General features: G+C 41.5%; 17 protein-coding genes. 9 read left to right on the top strand and 8 right to left on the bottom strand.

Translation table 11 applies throughout. From position 1 onward, the window contains the following. Positions 1-29: 29 nt before the first annotated feature. The 3 genes from GJV22_RS15165 to GJV22_RS15155 are packed head-to-tail and all read right to left on the bottom strand — an operon-like array spanning position 30 to position 5,575. Positions 30-3,116, bottom strand: a complete 3,087-nt coding sequence (locus GJV22_RS15165) for an efflux RND transporter permease subunit (RefSeq protein WP_163715603.1) — start codon at positions 3,114-3,116, stop codon at positions 30-32. 15 nt (positions 3,117-3,131) lie between these two features. After that, complete coding sequence (locus tag GJV22_RS15160) at positions 3,132-4,328, bottom strand: efflux RND transporter periplasmic adaptor subunit (protein ID WP_163715601.1); 1,197 nt, start codon at positions 4,326-4,328, stop codon at positions 3,132-3,134. 11 nt (positions 4,329-4,339) lie between these two features. Next, a complete protein-coding gene (locus GJV22_RS15155) occupies positions 4,340-5,575 on the bottom strand; it encodes a TolC family protein (protein WP_163715598.1) in 1,236 nt (411 codons plus the stop codon). Between the two features lie 122 nt (positions 5,576-5,697). Between GJV22_RS15155 and GJV22_RS15150 the strand changes: the two genes are divergently transcribed. The 3 genes from GJV22_RS15150 to GJV22_RS15140 are packed head-to-tail and all read left to right on the top strand — an operon-like array spanning position 5,698 to position 6,651. Next, positions 5,698-6,060: a YraN family protein gene (locus GJV22_RS15150; RefSeq protein ID WP_163715595.1), complete on the top strand. Its 363-nt coding sequence runs from the start codon at positions 5,698-5,700 to the stop codon at positions 6,058-6,060. Positions 6,061-6,081: 21 nt separating this feature from the next. Further along, complete coding sequence (locus tag GJV22_RS15145) at positions 6,082-6,435, top strand: MmcQ/YjbR family DNA-binding protein (RefSeq protein WP_163715593.1); 354 nt, start codon at positions 6,082-6,084, stop codon at positions 6,433-6,435. 9 nt (positions 6,436-6,444) lie between these two features. Further along, positions 6,445-6,651: an RNA-binding S4 domain-containing protein gene (locus GJV22_RS15140; RefSeq protein WP_163715590.1), complete on the top strand. Its 207-nt coding sequence runs from the start codon at positions 6,445-6,447 to the stop codon at positions 6,649-6,651. Positions 6,652-8,018: 1,367 nt separating this feature from the next. On the opposite strand, the gene GJV22_RS15135 is transcribed toward GJV22_RS15140, so the two are convergent. The 4 genes from GJV22_RS15135 to GJV22_RS15120 form a co-directional block, all read right to left on the bottom strand. Continuing rightward, positions 8,019-8,903 carry a DUF3078 domain-containing protein gene (locus GJV22_RS15135; RefSeq protein WP_163715587.1) on the bottom strand — a complete coding sequence of 295 codons (885 nt, stop codon included), beginning with the start codon at positions 8,901-8,903 and terminating at the stop codon, positions 8,019-8,021. Between the two features lie 6 nt (positions 8,904-8,909). Then, entirely contained in the window at positions 8,910-9,722 is an 813-nt protein-coding gene (locus GJV22_RS15130; RefSeq protein ID WP_163715584.1) for a mechanosensitive ion channel family protein, read from the bottom strand. 138 nt (positions 9,723-9,860) lie between these two features. Beyond that, complete coding sequence (locus GJV22_RS15125; RefSeq protein ID WP_163715581.1) at positions 9,861-10,097, bottom strand: phosphopantetheine-binding protein; 237 nt, start codon at positions 10,095-10,097, stop codon at positions 9,861-9,863. A 247-nt stretch (positions 10,098-10,344) separates the two neighbouring features. After that, entirely contained in the window at positions 10,345-10,908 is a 564-nt protein-coding gene (locus GJV22_RS15120; RefSeq protein WP_238480345.1) for a GNAT family N-acetyltransferase, read from the bottom strand. 200 nt (positions 10,909-11,108) lie between these two features. Here GJV22_RS15120 and GJV22_RS15115 point away from each other — a divergent pair, with 200 nt between their 5' ends. The 5 genes from GJV22_RS15115 to GJV22_RS15095 all read left to right on the top strand — a co-directional run bounded on the left by GJV22_RS15115 (position 11,109) and on the right by GJV22_RS15095 (position 15,794). Beyond that, positions 11,109-11,933: a peptidylprolyl isomerase gene (locus GJV22_RS15115; protein ID WP_163715578.1), complete on the top strand. Its 825-nt coding sequence runs from the start codon at positions 11,109-11,111 to the stop codon at positions 11,931-11,933. After that, positions 11,930-12,742, top strand: a complete 813-nt coding sequence (locus GJV22_RS15110; protein ID WP_163715576.1) for a peptidylprolyl isomerase — start codon at positions 11,930-11,932, stop codon at positions 12,740-12,742. Before GJV22_RS15115 ends, GJV22_RS15110 begins: the two co-directional genes overlap by 4 nt. Beyond that, the gene (locus GJV22_RS15105; RefSeq protein WP_163715572.1) at positions 12,739-14,067 is read left to right on the top strand and encodes a peptidylprolyl isomerase; all 1,329 of its coding nucleotides are present in this window, start codon (positions 12,739-12,741) and stop codon (positions 14,065-14,067) included. Before GJV22_RS15110 ends, GJV22_RS15105 begins: the two co-directional genes overlap by 4 nt. Before the next feature lie 68 nt (positions 14,068-14,135). Then, a complete protein-coding gene (gene pheS / locus GJV22_RS15100; protein ID WP_163715569.1) occupies positions 14,136-15,155 on the top strand; it encodes a phenylalanine--tRNA ligase subunit alpha in 1,020 nt (339 codons plus the stop codon). A gap of 144 nt (positions 15,156-15,299) precedes the next feature. Then, positions 15,300-15,794, top strand: coding sequence for a hypothetical protein (locus GJV22_RS15095; RefSeq protein ID WP_163715566.1), 495 nt, complete (start codon positions 15,300-15,302; stop codon positions 15,792-15,794). On the opposite strand, the gene GJV22_RS15090 is transcribed toward GJV22_RS15095, so the two are convergent. Then, positions 15,786-16,436, bottom strand: a complete 651-nt coding sequence (locus GJV22_RS15090; protein ID WP_163715563.1) for an HAD hydrolase-like protein — start codon at positions 16,434-16,436, stop codon at positions 15,786-15,788. The genes GJV22_RS15095 and GJV22_RS15090 overlap by 9 nt on opposite strands. Positions 16,437-16,641: 205 nt before the next feature. On the opposite strand from GJV22_RS15090, the gene GJV22_RS15085 reads away from it, so the two are divergent. Beyond that, positions 16,642-16,788 carry a hypothetical protein gene (locus GJV22_RS15085; protein ID WP_163715560.1) on the top strand — a complete coding sequence of 49 codons (147 nt, stop codon included), beginning with the start codon at positions 16,642-16,644 and terminating at the stop codon, positions 16,786-16,788. The last annotated feature ends 153 nt before the right edge of the window (positions 16,789-16,941 follow it).

Below are 16,941 nucleotides of genomic sequence, written 5' to 3'. Positions count from 1 at the left end.
ATGAATAAATCACCCAGCAATTACAAATATCAAACATCCTTACCTGCAGGCTTTTTTCGCCCCTCAACCCACATATAAATAGTGGGTAATACCAATAAAGTAAGCAAGGTTGAAGTGATCAAACCACCAATAACCACGGTCGCCAACGGTCGTTGAACTTCGGACCCCGGACCGGAGTTGAAAGCCATTGGTATGAAACCCAAACTGGCTACCAAAGCCGTCATCAGAACCGGACGCAGTCGGTCGCCCGACGCTTCGACCACCAGGTTTTTCAACGATCCTGCTTTTTCCTTTCGCAATTCATTGATATGATCGAGCAACACAATACCGTTTAAAACAGCAACCCCAAACAGCGCGACAAAACCAATACTGGCTGATACGGAAAGATACATGCCACGCATCCACAATAGGAAAATGCCACCAGATAAAGCAAATGGCAAGTTGAGTAAAATAATCATTGCGAAACGCATGGCACCAAAATTCAGATACAACAAACCGATGATAATAAACAACGATAAAGGCACAACCAATAACAAATGGTTCATAGCACGGCGTTGGTTCTCGAAGGTGCCACCGTATTCCAGGAAATATCCCGGCGGAACATCGGCTTTTTTATCAATTGCATTTTGCAAATTGGCCACATAAGTACCGATATCAATATTCTTGATGTTGACGCCAACAATCAAACGACGCCATCCGTTTTCGCGTTGAATTTCACGAGGCCCTTCCTGCGCGATAATTTTACTCACCCGCTTAAGGGGAATAAATTGCCCATTGGCCAGATAAACCGGGATTTCCTGTATTTGCTGCAGTTGTTCCCGGATGTCATTCGGATATCGAACCAGTATATCGAATCGGCGCTGCCCCTCATAGACTTGCCCTGCAATTTGGCCGCCAATACCAGCTTCAATTACTTGCTGTACCTCGTCGACATTTAAGCCAAATGAAGCCACAGCCTCCCGGTCTATTTCAATGGTCAGATAAGGCTGACCGATGGGTTGCTCTACAAAATAATTGTCCGTTCCTTTCATGGTCGACGCAATTTTCGAGATCGACTCTCCAACCTGATTCAATTCATCCAAATCTTCACCATAAATTTTCACTGCGAGATCAGATTTTACGCCGCTTGTCAGCTCATCAACCCGCATAGCAATGGGTTGCGTAAAATTATAAGCCAATCCGGGCTCCGTTTTCAGGTAAGGCTCAATTTGGTCGATAATATCTGTTTTTTCAATTCCTTTGCGCCACTCCTTTGGGTCTTTAAGTACCACCCAAACATCGGTTTGATGAACGCCCATCCAGTCGTTAGCCAAATCGGAACGCCCGGTTTTGGGCACCACCGTTTTTATCTCAGGAATATTTGCCATAAGCTGACCAGCCAGCCAATTGGCATTTTCGATCGACTCTTCCAAAGTGACCGATGGCATGCGAACCTGTTCTACTAAAATAGACCCTTCTTCCAACTCAGGAAGAAACTCACTGCCCAAACGAACCATCACCCCAATCGAAAACAGAAATAAAAGAATCGCTGAAGTCACCACCATAAAACGTTTTTCCATATGCCATCCCAGCAGACGCAGGTATCGCGGTTTCAACCAATCGATCAGGTAATTCCTACGGACTTTCACCCCTTTGTGAAAAATTAAAGCTGAAATTGAAGGGATAAAAACCAACGCCAGAAGCAGCGACCCGAATACAGCAGCTGCAACCGTAATCGCCATTGGCCGGTACAGAATACCTTCCATCCCACTGAAAGTCATGATAGGGACATACACCAAAAGGATGATCAGCACCCCAAAAAAGATTGGCCGAACAACTTGTTTGGCTGCCTCAACAATCAGATCATCGGGCTTCTCACCTGTTTTTCTACCTTGCAGACGATGGACGATATTTTCAACCATCACCACCGAGCCATCTACAACCATCCCGAAGTCAATCGCTCCCAAGCTCATCAGGTTAGCAGCCAAACCAAACTCCCGCATACCAATGAAAGCAAACAACATGGACAACGGAATAACCATCGCAACAATCAGCGCTCCCGATATTTCGCCCAGCAACAAAAGCAAAACAACAATCACCAAAAAACCTCCTTCAAGCAGGTTGGTTTTAATGGTTCCGGTTGTGCGATTAATCAGATCCGACTGATCGTAGAACTTTTCAATCTGCACACCTTCCGGCAGATTTTTATTAATGGATTCAATCTTCGACTCAATATCTGCTATTACCTCTCGCCCATTTCCGCCACGCAACATCATCACAATTCCGGTTACAACTTCTCCTTTTCCATCGCGGGTAACACCCCCCTGGCGAATCTGCGTTCCGATTTCCACATCGGCTACATCCTGGATAAATACCGGTGTATTCTCGCGTTTTGCAACAACAATATTCAAAATATCCTCTTTCTTGTTTATCTGACCAAAGCCCCGCACAATGTATTGTTCGCGATTGTGCACCAGGTAATTTCCACCCGAAACCGAATTGTTTTGAGCAATTGCGTCAATAATATCCTGAATGTTGACTTTGTACATCCGCATCTTCCCGGGTTGAATCAAAACATCATATTCCTTCACATAACCGCCGAATGAATTGATTTCGGTTACTCCCTTCACCACTTTCAACTGCGGAGCAATCATCCAATCCTGAAACTCGCGCAACTCTGTTAACGAATAATTTTCACCTTTGACTTCGTACTGATAGATTTCTCCCAACGCAGTCGAAATTGGCCCCAATTGCGGCGCTGATACATCCGCCGGCAAGTCATCGGATATAGACTGCAAACGCTGGCTTACCATTTGCCGGGCAAAATAAATGTCCGTGTTCTCCTGAAATTCGACAGTAACTGCCGACAATCCAAATTGAGAAATGGAACGAACCTCTTTCACATCAGGCAAACCGTTCATCGCTGTTTCAATCGGATAGCTGACCAGTTTCTCAACATCGTAGGGCGAATAGCGACCAGCCTTGGTAATAACCAAAACCTGAACCGGCGTTACGTCGGGCAATGAATTGATAGGAATCTGCATGAGCGAATAAACGCCGGCAGCAGCCATTAACACAACCAACGAAAGTGCAACAAACTTTTGGCGAACAGAAAAGACAATTATTTGGTGTAGCATGATCGGTGGCTTGGATTATTCTTCGGCAATTAATTCGTAACGAGACAACGCTTTCAAACTGAAAACTTGGGAAACAGCGACTTCTTCGTCTTCCTTCATACCCTCTCTGACAATCGCATATTGGTCGCGGATCTCCGCAATGTCGACAAATCGCTTTTCATAGACCGAGGCATCTTTCTTCACGAAAACCACTGCCTTATTTCCATCGTAGGTAATCGCCTTTAGGGGAATCGAGTAGACCCCTCCCGTAGAACGGGACGAGATTTCAAGCCTGACATTTTCACCCGGTTTGGGCCAACTATTTTCAGGAGTGACTTCAACATTTATAACCACAGAGCGATTAGCTTCATCCAATCCCGGATTTATAGAAGAGATATAAGCTGCAATTTTATCCCGATCATCTTCCCGCTGTGAAATCGCAACGGTATCGCCAACATTCACAAAACGAGCCTCTTCAGGACTCAAATAACCTTTAATCAGAACTTTATCCAGATCGATGATTCGCCCTAACTGTTCCAACGCATTGACCGACTGTCCCAAATCAACTTTTAAATGATCGAAACTACCTGAAATCGGGGCGTGTATTTTTAAACTTGGATCAATTTGATCAGTATTGCGAATCGCTGCAATTTCATGATCAGGAACCCCTATTGCCTTTAGCTTAGCAACAGCCGCAATAGAAGCAGTTCTGGCACGATCATAGTCCGACATAGCACGGTCCAATTCAGATTTAGAGCTGATGGTTTGAGCCACCAACTGTTTCATCCGTTCCAGACGGGTTGTTTGAAATTTTTCTTCGGCAATAGCCTGCAGATATTCCGAAACCAAATTACCGAAAACAAGACTTTCAAGTTTAAAGAGCTCTTGCCCTTTTTGAACAGCTTGCCCGTCTCGGATCATAATTGCACTCACCCTGCCATTAATTGGTGTACTAATAACACTCACATGATTTGTTGCCGGAAAGACAACGCCCGATGCCAGCAGACTGTAGTTTTTGATGTCGCTTGAAACCTTTTGTGTTTCGATCTTTAACTCTTTTACTTCTTTGTCTGACAAATGAACAATCAACATCTCCGGCTGATTTCCTGAAACGGACGGAGGGGTTTCATGGATTTCCTCCGATGGTTGCTGACGCTCCTTGCCCGAAGAACAGGAAGCCAGCGCTGTTGCCAGTAAAAAGGCTCCGAACCAAATCGATTTATTGTAAATCATATGCTTTGTGGTTAGTAAACTAGTTCGAGATTCAAATATTTTTCAAGCTGTGTTAGCTGCAGGTAAAAATCATGAAGCGCAGAAAGATATCTTTCTTGATTGTTGAGATAAGTTTGCTGAGCCAAGATGAGATTCATCAGGTCAATTTCGCCTAGTCGATAGGCTTCAATACTCAGTTGTTGCAAGCGAGACGATTTAGCACTCATTGTTTGATTGTATCGATCAATGATTTGTTTACTGGAAGTATAACTGTGCCAGGCATGTTCAATCTGTTCCTTCATCGCTTGCTCGATCCCTTTTTGCTGCCATTCAATCTCTGTTTGTCTGGCTTGGGCCATTTTAATTTTCCCGCTTTGCTCAAAGGGTAACCAAATCGGAATGCTCAAGCCAACTTCGAAACCATTGTACTTAAAACCATCGCCGTAATTTTGCTTATATAAGTTGAAGCGAATATCAGGCAAAATATTGCTTTTCGCTTCGCGTATTTTATTTTGAGTCGCCTCCTGCTCAGCTATCGCGGCTAAATATTCCGGTTGCTCATGCAACACCGATAGCGCGGTAATCTGGTTCACGACCACTTCTTTGTTATTCAATGTATCTGAAAATAGGATGCCATAATTGATTTCAGAAATTTCAAGTCCCATCAAGCGAAACAGACTGTAACGCCCCATATGCAACATGCGCTCGGCTTCATTTTGAAAATTCTCAGCTTCTGCCACCTGCAACTCCGCTTTAGTCAGGTCAATCCCGTTACCCATTCCGGTTTCGAACTTCGTATAGACTGCATTATAGAGTTCATCAGCCAACGCTTTTTGCTGTCGACCAAGCTCTTGTAGATGCAAAGCATAAAGAATGTCAATATACCTGGATTTGACTTCAGCCCGTATTTCATTTTGCTGGGCCTGAACCAGGTAATTCATCGCCTCCGCTTCCTGTTTCAGAGCCTTTAATCGGTAAACCGTAGTCAGCGGAAAATCGATAGTTTGAGAAATTGTCCAGCGACGCTCTTCAAAGGGCTTCGTTGCAGAACTGCTTTTGCCTTCTTCGAAGTAACTGACCTCCGGAGCTTCAACCCCGGTTAACGTCCGCCACTCATTCCTTTTTTGCTCAACGATTGCTCTTGATTGATTAAGGATCGCATTATTGGCAAAAGCCGAGTCCACCGCGGCCCGCATGGTCATCAAATTATCTTGACCAGCAACACAAAAAGGGGCCCACAAAAAAATAAAGGTTAGAATTTTGGTCATATCACAATTTAAAACAAATGTTTGAATTAATTCAACAAACTACCTGATTAAAAGTTCCTCTATAATTTACAACATTTGATTCTTTCATAAAATGCCCTAACTTCCTTTTTTAAATAAAACCAATGACCAAACAAAAAGAATTAGGCGATAAAGGAGAACAAATTGCCCGGGAGTATCTTCAAAAACTAGGTTACAAGATTCTGGCGACTAATTGGCATTTTCATCATTACGAAATCGACATCATTGCTAAAGACGGAGATGAATTGGTAATCGTTGAGGTAAAAGCCAGAACCGGCACAGCCTTTGAACATCCTAGCGAAGCTGTTGGTACCCGAAAAATTCGCTTTTTGATTGAAGCCGCTGAAGCCTATATTTTCAAAACCGATAGCCATTGTGATACGCGATTTGATGTGATTGCCATCATTTTTCAGAACGATGCATACGAATTGGAGCATTATAAGGACGCCTTTTACCCAACCGCCTGAAATAATCTATAATTTTACCCCATGAACATTGAAGAACTTCGAGCGTACTGTATCTCAAAAAAAGGGACAACAGAAGGTTTTCCTTTCGATGAAACTACCCTTGTTTTTAAAGTCATGGGGAAAATGTTTGCTTTGACAGATATTGAAAGCGACCTGAGCGTCAATCTGAAATGTGACCCGGATGAAGCCATTGAATTGCGTGAAAAGTACTCGTGTGTCAGTCCTGGCTATCACATGAGTAAAATTCATTGGAATACGATCCGCATCGATGGATCAGTAAGCGACAAACAAATAGAGGAATGGATTGACGATTCGTACAACCTGATTGTTGCTAAGCTTACGAAAAAACAAAAAGAAGAATTACAAAAGCTATAGATAGAAAATATGATTGAATTTGAATTAACCACGGAATATATCGAATTGATAAAATTACTCAAATTGCTTCACTTGGTAGAATCAGGCGGACAAGCAAAATTATTTGTTGAAGATGGTTTTGTGAAATTGAACGGAGAAACGGAATTCCGAAAACGAGCAAAAATCCGTACCGGAGATATTATTGAGTTTGACGGACAACAAATCCTTGTAAAATAAGTAAGCCGGCAGAGAGACTGCCGGCTTGGAATGCTTGTGCGCTTAAGAGTGGAATGAAAGAGAAAAATAAAACTGGTTTAACTATACGTGGTATATTCTAAAAGCAAGACTAAGGTACTTCAAGGACTGATGTCAGTCAAGTGTATACACCGTCAATTGTACCAATAAGCTATTTCAATAAACGAAGACCATTTTTCAACACATGAATAGGCAATTCCAGTTATCAGGAATTTGCCCATTTTCGGTTCGATATATTGAAAATGCCACTTAAAATTGAAGAAGGACGCATAAATCAAGCGAATACGTCAATATTACAATAAGTATTTGTGTGAAATTCCCAGAGAAAATTAACTGAAAACTCCTGATCAACTCGTACAAAACTCTAATCACAATAACATCAATGGGACAAGAAAAAAGCCGGTAGGAGTCTACCGGCTTGGAATGCTTGTGCGCTTAAGAGTGGAATGAAAGAGAAAAATAAAACTGGTTTAACTATACGTGGTATATTCTAAAAGCATAACAAAGTTAAGTCATCAAACCCATTCAAGTCAAGAGATATTTCCCGGAAGTTACGGAAAAGCAATTCCATTGTTCGAAGTAGCAATTTCAGAAGCTGAAACTATCATTTCAGCTATTAAAATAATTTAGTCATGCACGCGACTTACACCGAAGAGTTATTTCGCAATCCAATCGTGCCTGAAACATTAGAATCCATGCTCTGAAAGCTTCAGCTATGCTTAATGGATTCGCACTGAAATTGCGGAAAGAAAAGACAAGAAAAAAGCCGGTAGGAATCTACCGGCTTGGAATGCTTGTGCGCTTAAGAGTGGAATGAAAGAGAAAAATAAAACTGGTTTAACTATACGTGGTATATTCTAAAAGCATAACAAAGTTAAGTCATCAAACCCATTCAAGTCAAGCGATATTTCCGGGATTGTGTGAAATGTCGATTCCATTGTTCGAAGTAGCAATTTCAGAAGCTGAAACTATCATTTCAGCTATTAACATCTTTTAGTCACTTACTCATTCTGCACTGAACGGTTATTTTACTGTCCAATCGTGTTTGAAGCATTAAAATCCGTGTGCTAAGAGACTCAGCCATGCTCGATGGTTCCCACTAAAATTGCGGAAAGAAAAGACAAGAAAAAAGCCGGTAGGAGTCTACCGGCTTGGAATGCTTGTGCGCTTAAGAGTGGAATGAAAGAGAAAAATAAAACTGGTTTAACTATACGTGGTATATTCTAAAAGCACAACAAAGTTAAGCTATGAAACCCATCCATGTCAAGCTATTTCCAGAAAATTATATGAATGCGCTGTATCAACGTTCAAACTATCACTTTCAAGATATGAACGAATGCTTTGGCAGATCAAAACTTCAAATTAAGACCAATACCAAAGAGCTCCTTAAACTGAACCCGAGGTCCTTTCCGATCAACAACACCATCTCCATTGTCGTCGAACTCGATCTTAATATCGTTATCATAGATCAGGTTTGTATTAAGGTTAGCTGATAGATAGTCATTGATTTTCATGTTAATCTTCACGTCCCAACTGACATCCATATTTTGTGGCTGATCAATATAATTCGAGAAAACATCAAATTTAGAATCCAGAGAAACATTCTTCATAATCTCATATTTCACAGCGGCCTTAAAATAGGCTCCCAGCTCCCATTTGGTTTTACTCCCCGGATCAACACCAAAATCACCAGCCGCCGACAATAAATCATCGGTGACAAGGGTAAGCTTGCCAGTTAGAGGAGAAACAAACAGCGAAAAATGATCGCTGGGTTTATAATCAAGACCCAATGCCAAGGTAAAATACCCCGGTGCCAAAAAGCGGGAAATTGGCGTATCCGTATCAGGATATTTGTACCCCTTCGTAAACTGAGATTTAAAATTAAACAATGCCGAATAAAACATATTTCCTTTGGCCTGATAGCCGAACTTAGAACTCAGGTCAATCTTATCATCCGACTTTACTGTCTTGCTATCTTCTTCCTTTAAAAGACCATAGCCAAGGTCCAACGTATTTTCCCAACTAACTTTATCCTTTTTATAATTACTGAATAAATTAACCAGAAAAGTTCCCGAAGCCGAACTTTTACCACCAGCAACCCAATTCGACAGAGACACCTGGCTAAAATTCGCAGAGACCATTCCCCCTCTCGTCCAAACCTTAACAGTATCAGCAGGAGTTTGTGCTGTCCCCAAAAGAGGCAGCATAAAAACTAAGATCAAAAATTTCTTCATTGTAAGTTATTTATCCAGATGAACATCCATTTGTGGGAAAGGAATGTGCAACCCGTTCTTATCGAATTCCTTATAAACCTTTTCATTCATATCGAAAAATACGCCCCAATAATCTCCGCTCTTCGCCCAAACACGAACAGTAATATTGACCGAACTATCAGCTAAGGCACCCAAAACGATAAAAGGTTCCGGAGTTGTCAGAATACGACCATCCGCTTTAATCAATTTTAAAAGCAATGCTTTAGCATCATCATAGCTATCACCATATGCAATACCAAAGGAAAAATCGACACGACGTGTTGACTCTGCTGAATAGTTAATTAACGAGCCGGTAGACAAGCCGCCATTGGGTATAATAATTGTTTTATTGTCTGGTGTTTTCAGAACGGTAATGAAAATCTGAATTTCAGAAACGACTCCGGCATATCCTTGCGCCTCGATGAAATCGCCAACTTTAAAAGGCTTAAATATTAACAACATAACTCCACCTGCAAAATTCTGAAGCGTTCCGGAAAGTGCCATACCAACTGCCAAACCAGCAGCACCAAGAATAGCAACAAAAGAAGTCATTTGAATCCCCAGCATACTAATGACAGTAATCACCAACATTACTTTCAAAAGAATTCCAGTCAGACTGTTAATAAAACCACGGAGAGAAGGATCCACCTCCTTTTTCTCCATTAATGCTGCCAGTGCCTTAACAATTACCTTGATGACCCAGAGACCAATAATTAAAGCAATTACAGCCGCGATAGCTTTCAAACCATAAGTCAATGCCAGTCCCTTGATGAACTGGGAAAAATTGTCAAACATTTCCATAATAAAAAATTAAATTGATTGTTTTGAATTAGGAACAGAAGTTATGGAATATGGTTCGATTAAGCAATCGAATGAATAAAAAAAAGGGCTATTTCTCACGAAATAACCCTTCTTAACTAACTAAACTAAATATACCCTTTAGGCAATGTTTTCTAATAATTCCAATGAATCTTTTACTTGGTGAAGTTTAATCGCCTGATCGTCTTCAATGGCGATGTTAAACGACTCCTCCAGATAAAATAGAAACAATGTCCAATCTAACTGATCGAACTTCAAGTCTTCCTGAAATGAGGCATCCAGTTCAATATCATCCCTGGACACCCCTGTCTTCCGAAGTACTTTGTACAAGGTTCTTCTAGTTGTCTTATTTTCCATTTTCCTTAATTTTCCGATAATCAAATGGCTAGAATGATTATCAAATTCTGTTCAAAATTAAAAAATCGAACAAATTATTAAACGATTCTAACTTTAAAATATTGAATGCTGATCATCTAAGAGAAAAAACAAAAGTCTCAATTCGACATAAAAACAAACACAACCTGCCTATTAGGTTATTTTTAGCAGTATTTTGAACCATATGATATATAAAGAAGATTTATTCAACTTAATGTCATGTCTGTTTTCACCTTTTGCCGTAATCGTTCTTTAACAAACTGTAAACTTCGAGATCAATAAACGATCTCTGATGCTTCTCGCCATCCCGCTCAACACCCTCAAAAGTAAATCCGAGCCTTTTTGGGATGGCTGAACTACGGTAATTTCCAACACCACACTTTATTTGTATGCGATTCATGTTCATCGAACCAAACAAAAAATCTATTAGCGTTTTAACCGATTTGGTCATAATTCCTTTTCCGGTCATGCTTTCAATGAGCCAGTAACCAATTTCCGTTTTCTGGTTGAGATAATCCGTTTCTTTCAATCCAATTAAACCGGCAAAGCGCGATTTGTACCACACCGTAAAAACTTCATCTTTGGGCTCTCCGGATTCAGCCAAAATAGAGCGAATAAATGACTCCGTGTCTTCCTGCGATCTTGTTTGCTGCACAAACGGTAACCAGGGTGTCAAAAATTTCCGGTTGGAATCAATGGCCTGAAAAACCTGAAATGCATGAGAATACTTTATCTTCTCCAATCGAATCGATCCGTCTACAACCAATACTTGCATAACAATAGTCGTTTCCACAAAAATAGCCTTTTCCGACTGATATATTATTCCAGACCTTTTATCCTTCAATTTTTTCGGCCATACAGAATAATTATATTTGTGACTCATGAAAAATGTCGGAATCTGTATTATATAATCCTCAAAGGTTATTGAATCACAAAGACTCCGGTTTTTCCAATCTCGTTTACGACGAAATGGTTCTTTAAATTGACACGCAGATGATGACAAAAATTTACAGCTCACTCCTTCTTTTCTTGTTCCTTTTTCAGATTTCCTGCGCCGGAGATCAAACTCAAGCAAAAGGAACAAAGGTTGAAATTGACACAAACTACGGGAAAATGGTTTTCCTGCTGTACGATGAAACACCTCAACACCGCGATAACTTTATCAAATTGACGAAGGATGGCTACTACGATGATCTGCTCTTTCACCGGGTTATCCATCATTTCATGATCCAGGGCGGCGACCCAAAATCGAAAAACGCGTCTGCCGGCCAGCGTTTGGGCAATGGCGCTCCTGATTACACTGTTCCGGCTGAAATTCGACCGGAACTAATTCACAAAAAAGGAGCTTTGGCCGCAGCTCGTAAACCAGATAATGTAAACCCGGAGAAACGCTCATCCGGATCACAATTCTATATTGTGCAGGGTGAAGTTTTTACTGAATCAGGTTTGGACTCGCTCGAAATGCAAATGAACTACCGGAACACGCAGCAAATTAACCAGAAGGTTTTTAATGAACACCGGGCAGAACTGGATGAATTGATGAAAACCGGACAGCGAGACAGTTTCAATGTTCGAATTGCAGAACTAAAAGAGCTGGCCAACCAAAAGGTAAACGAAACCGAACCGTTCAAATTTTCGCCCGAACAGCGCCTTGCTTACACAACTGCAGGAGGTTATCCATCGCTGGATGGTAACTACACTGTTTTTGGCGAAATGCTCGAAGGATTTGATGTGTTGGATAAAATTGCGGCAGTCAAAACAGACCGATTTGACCGCCCGGAAGATGATATTAAAATAGAGGTGACGATTTTAAAATGAGGTATTTTCTATTCTTTATAAGCTTTCTATTGATTGGCTCCTTCAATGCTCAGGCACAGATTGAGCACCAGGTCGAAATACAGACGAACCTGGGAAATATGCGCTTTAAGCTGTACAATGATACGCCGAAGCATCGCGATGCATTTTTACAATTGGCTAGAGAAGGTTATTACAATGGAACGCTCTTTTACCGGGTTATTCAGAATTTCCTGATTCAAGGCGGGTCCAAATCATCGCGCAATGCTGAACCGGGAAAACGAATTGGATACGGATCGCCGGAACACACCGTTGATGATGAAATCATTTTGGATCATATTCATAAAAAAGGCGCTTTATGTGCTCCTCGTCAACCCGACGAAGTGAACCCGTTCAAACAATCAGACATTTCACAATTCTATGTCGTAAAAGGTCAGGTACTCACCGAAGGACAACTAGATACGATGGAAATGGCCGTTAACCGACCTATCCAGAAAAAGATCACCAAAGAAGTATTTACACCCGATATCCGGCAAAAACTGAAGCAATTGAAAACAGAGAAAAAAGTAGCAGAATTTCGGGAAATAGCAGACAAAATAAAACAGGATATTGATGCTAAGATGGAGCTTAATCCAGATGTGTTAGTTTTCACCGAAGCCCAACGAAAGGCCTACACAACTGTTGGCGGCTACCCTGACCTGGATGGGAAATATACCATTTTCGGAGAATGTATCTCCGGTTTTGATGTTATTGACAAAATCGCCGCTCTGCAGACAGATGAAAATAATCGTCCGCGGACTGACGTGAAAATAACGGTTAAAATCATTCAATGAAGATTATAAAACACCTCAGCATATTGTGCCTGGCGATCTTGATTACCGCTTGTTCAACCGGTCCTAAAAAGTCATCTGAAGGTCAGGAAAACGCAGTCAAAGAAAAGACGTCGCAAACACCAAGCAATTACCTGGAATTCGTCCCGTCAATCGTTCGCATTGAAACCTTCGACAAATCTCGTTTCCTCGAAAGCGAAACTGCCTTTTTTGTCGACAGCAATCTTATTGTGAGCCGGCTAAGTCCACTTATAGAGGCAACCAATGCAATGGTCATTCCCTGGGATGAAAAAACAAAATACAAGGTTGACGGCTTTGTTGCTGTTGACCGAATTAACGACCTGGTTTTACTCAAAACAAGCCAGGTTATAAGACCGGGAATTCCGCTGGAAAGCAAGATAGCGGTGAAAGATCAAAAAAGTATTTACCTGACCAAGCCAACAGGAAACGCCCTGCCCCTCCACAATGGGAAAGTAGCCAAACACGGAAATGTTAGTGGTTCAATGCGCTACAGCGTGACAAATAAATTCCGTTCGCAAAGTTATGGAACACCTGTCTTTGCCGGTGAAAAATGCATTGGTCTGGGTTATGCCGATGTGATTGATTACGAAAATCGCAACCTGGTCATCCCCTCCGATTTAATTATTGCTTTGCTGCAAAAACAAAACGAAGCGCCGCAACCACTCATTCAACTTAAATCGTCGACCGACAAAGCGACCAGTGAAGCCAATAAGCACATAAAAGGCTTACTGATTGAAACGGACTATGGCAACATCAAAATCCGGTTATACAACAAAACACCCGAATACCGGGATAATTTCATCGCCTTGGTTAACGAAAATTATTACGACAGCCTACTCATCCATCGCGTTATTAAAGGCTTTTGTATTCAAAGCGGAGCTGCCGACACACGCTATGCCGGGAAAACCGATGTTATCGGTTGGAAAGGCCCCGGATATACGCTTCCTGCTCATATCGTCCCGGGCTTGTTTCACCGCAGAGGAGTCATCGGATCGCCACGAAAACCTGACCGCGGAAACAGTAAACGACGCTCCGATGGATCCCAGTTTTACATTGTTACCGGCCGAACCTATTCCGACCTCGAACTGGATGAAATCGCCAAAGAAACAGGCTTCAACTTCACACCGAAACAAAGGCAAGTTTATAAAACAGTGGGCGGTGCACCGCATATCGATGGCTCGTACACGATTTTTGGTGAAGTTACCGAAGGAATGGACATTGCCGACAAAATCTCCGCTGTAGCGGTCGACAGCGAATTTCGCCCATTAGAAGATATTCGGATTCGTCGAATCAGCATCATCAAATAAATAGACATTCGTTTAGTTATTCAATCAGCAATAATTATCTTTGCGCCTTCATTCAACAGCATAAGAAGATGTTAGAAAAAATTAAACAGTTAAAGGAAGAACTTGAAAATATCAGTGTTTCGGCCAAGCAGGAAGTCGAAGACCTTCGCATAAAATATATCAGTAAAAAAGGGTTGCTCAATCAATTGTTTGCTGACTTTAAAAATGTGGAAGCTGATCAAAAGAAAGCTGTTGGACAAGCCATTAACGAGTTAAAAGAATTTGCACAAAACAAAATAAACGAACTCAAAGAGAGTTTCGAAAATGCCGAGCATGCCGGTGGTCAAACCGACTTAAGCATGCCCGCAGAGCCGCTCAGACCGGGTACCCGTCATCCACTGTCGATTGTTCGCAACGAGATCATCGAGATTTTTGCGCGCTTAGGTTTCACTGTAGCCGAAGGACCTGAAATTGAAGATGACTGGCATGTATTTTCAGCCTTAAACTTTCCGCCGGAACATCCCGCACGTGATATGCAGGATACCTTTTTCATTCAAAAAGATCCGGATGTGCTGTTGCGGACTCACACCTCCAGTGTGCAGGTTCGGGTGATGGAAAAAAGTCAGCCGCCAATTCGCGCTATCTTCCCGGGACGTGTATTCCGTAACGAAGCAATTTCAGCACGTGCACACTGTATTTTCCACCAGGTTGAAGGACTTTACGTGGATGAAAACGTGTCGTTTGCCGATCTGAAACAAACGCTGCTTTATTTCTCTCGTGAGCTGTTTGGCGAGAAAACTCAAATCCGTTTACGCCCTTCATACTTCCCTTTTACAGAACCTTCTGCAGAGATGGATGTCAGCTGCTCAATCTGTGGTGGTAAAGGATGTAATGTGTGTAAATACACTGGTTGGCTGGAGATTTTAGGTTGTGGTATGGTTGATCCTAACGTACTCGATTTGTGTGGTATCGACTCGAAAAAATACAGCGGATTTGCCTTTGGAATGGGAATTGAACGTATTACCATGCTGAAGTACGGTATTAAAGACATTCGCCATTTCTTCGAAAATGATGTCCGGTTCCTGCGCCAGTTCGAATCAACCATTTAATTTTCAAGCGACATACCAGATTCCGATATCCTTCCGTTAGAAAACAGTGAAAGAGATATTTCCATTCGAACAATAGCGCGTTATGCTAATTTTTTAGTTTATTTGAGGTGGAATGTTTTATTGTGTGTCTTAAGGTTTAACGGTATGGAACTAATCATGTATATCAGTGCAGCTGTGCTTTACAGCGTATTTGCTGCATACACATCAGCTTACTTTGCAGCTACGCAATACTGGGGGCTAAAGCTGACTTACACAAAATCAACAATTGACAACCTCGTTGCCAACGCCAAAATAAACCATTACATGAGCACCATCAATGTAAATGGCTTACAATCGGCAATTACCACAAAACGGCAGAAATATAAATCGTACTTTCGTTTCTCGTTAAATTTTCCATTATTCATTGTCGGCGCATCGCTTTTTGAATGGTATGTCCCTATTATAGCGTTGATCGGCGTTTTGTTCCTGAAAAACACCTTAAGGCAGTTTTTACCACCTGCAAACTCAACGACCTATTTAAAAAAGATCATTCACGACTTAGAAGATCAGTCACACCAATTTGAAAATAAGCTCCGGATGGAAGACAAAGCCGCATCCGACTTTTTCATTCAGCAACTACGAATTAATCATTCAGCCTAGCAGAATTTCAGTTAAATCGTCTACATCTTCAGCGAAATAGTCGGGTTCGAGTTCTTCCATTTCGCCAGCCTGTCCATAGCCGTAACCCACTGCTATGGTCGAGATCTCATTGGCTTTTCCTCCAACAATATCAAATTTGGTATCGCCAATCATCACAATGTCTTTCGACGGGAATAAGCGGTTTCGATCCATCAGTTTTGTAATCAGTTCGGCTTTGGTTTGCAAATCTTTGCCGCTTGATGCTTCAAAATCATCGAAATATTTATCCAGCTCAAAATGCCGGAGGATGGTCGGGATAAAAACGCTGTTTTTAGATGTCGCCACATAAACCTTCTTGCCTTGGGCAATCAATTCTTCCAGTAAAATATGCAAGCCGGGATAAACCGCTGCTTCAAACAAACCACGTTCGCCATAATAATCACGGAACAAACGTGAACTGACTTCAATCTGATTTTCATTGAACCCCAAAACTTCTTTCATCCCCTGTTGAATTGGCGGTCCAATCAGCCGGTCAATAATCTCTTCCGGCCGATGGTTCAGGCCCATCTGTCTTAACACGTACCGCAGTGCGTTCAATAAACCGGGTTTGGAGTCGATTAACGTTCCGTCAAGGTCGAATATGATGTGTGTGAAATCGGACATATTTAAATCTTTTAGACAAAGAAAGAAGAAAATTAGTCTTTAGTAAAAGACGAATCTTCAAAATATCCATTCAAATTATTCTTCAGCCCGAAAATATAATCGACAATGCCCCCTATTAACCCCCAATAATCTGAATGTCAAGGCGAATAAACAATAACCGCAAGACTATTGTTAAATCAGCCACAACCTTAACTCCGTTTTCGATATGAAAAAATTTAATCCGTTAATGAACATCATCACCATGGACCTGGACGGATATTCCAACAATGAAACCCCATACGATGGAATTGAATACACGCTAAACCATTTGCAACTCACCAAAGAGATTAAGAGCAATATCAGCCTAAAATAATACCCAACAGGACACATGATCTACCTGCATCAACCCTCGATGGCGAAATTTAAAGCCGATTTAGCCGACTTTATCAAAGCACAATTGCAGTAATGTAATTTTCTGGTTACGAAAACAGGATTTTACAGGCATGTGTCAGGAAAGTACAATTTG

Source organism: Mangrovibacterium lignilyticum (assembly GCF_010882175.1).
Classification (GTDB): domain Bacteria; phylum Bacteroidota; class Bacteroidia; order Bacteroidales; family Prolixibacteraceae; genus Mangrovibacterium; species Mangrovibacterium lignilyticum.
The sequence above is the reverse complement of the archived record's forward strand: the minus strand, read 5'-3'. Positions and strand labels throughout refer to the sequence as shown.

What these genes read in the sequence shown, in the direction of transcription:
- GJV22_RS15110 (WP_163715576.1), top strand. Translation starts at nt 11,930, where the DNA reads ATGAGGTATTTTCTATTCTTTATAAGCTTTCTATTGATTGGCTCCTTC.
- GJV22_RS15165 (WP_163715603.1), bottom strand. Translation starts at nt 3,116, where the DNA reads ATGCTACACCAAATAATTGTCTTTTCTGTTCGCCAAAAGTTTGTTGCA.
- GJV22_RS15140 (WP_163715590.1), top strand. Translation starts at nt 6,445, where the DNA reads ATGATTGAATTTGAATTAACCACGGAATATATCGAATTGATAAAATTA.
- GJV22_RS15145 (WP_163715593.1), top strand. Translation starts at nt 6,082, where the DNA reads ATGAACATTGAAGAACTTCGAGCGTACTGTATCTCAAAAAAAGGGACA.
- GJV22_RS15105 (WP_163715572.1), top strand. Translation starts at nt 12,739, where the DNA reads ATGAAGATTATAAAACACCTCAGCATATTGTGCCTGGCGATCTTGATT.
- GJV22_RS15160 (WP_163715601.1), bottom strand. Translation starts at nt 4,328, where the DNA reads ATGATTTACAATAAATCGATTTGGTTCGGAGCCTTTTTACTGGCAACA.
- GJV22_RS15115 (WP_163715578.1), top strand. Translation starts at nt 11,109, where the DNA reads ATGATGACAAAAATTTACAGCTCACTCCTTCTTTTCTTGTTCCTTTTT.
- GJV22_RS15085 (WP_163715560.1), top strand. Translation starts at nt 16,642, where the DNA reads ATGAAAAAATTTAATCCGTTAATGAACATCATCACCATGGACCTGGAC.
- GJV22_RS15095 (WP_163715566.1), top strand. Translation starts at nt 15,300, where the DNA reads ATGGAACTAATCATGTATATCAGTGCAGCTGTGCTTTACAGCGTATTT.
- GJV22_RS15090 (WP_163715563.1), bottom strand. Translation starts at nt 16,436, where the DNA reads ATGTCCGATTTCACACACATCATATTCGACCTTGACGGAACGTTAATC.
- pheS (WP_163715569.1), top strand. Translation starts at nt 14,136, where the DNA reads ATGTTAGAAAAAATTAAACAGTTAAAGGAAGAACTTGAAAATATCAGT.
- GJV22_RS15130 (WP_163715584.1), bottom strand. Translation starts at nt 9,722, where the DNA reads ATGGAAATGTTTGACAATTTTTCCCAGTTCATCAAGGGACTGGCATTG.
- GJV22_RS15125 (WP_163715581.1), bottom strand. Translation starts at nt 10,097, where the DNA reads ATGGAAAATAAGACAACTAGAAGAACCTTGTACAAAGTACTTCGGAAG.
- GJV22_RS15155 (WP_163715598.1), bottom strand. Translation starts at nt 5,575, where the DNA reads ATGACCAAAATTCTAACCTTTATTTTTTTGTGGGCCCCTTTTTGTGTT.
- GJV22_RS15150 (WP_163715595.1), top strand. Translation starts at nt 5,698, where the DNA reads ATGACCAAACAAAAAGAATTAGGCGATAAAGGAGAACAAATTGCCCGG.
- GJV22_RS15135 (WP_163715587.1), bottom strand. Translation starts at nt 8,903, where the DNA reads ATGAAGAAATTTTTGATCTTAGTTTTTATGCTGCCTCTTTTGGGGACA.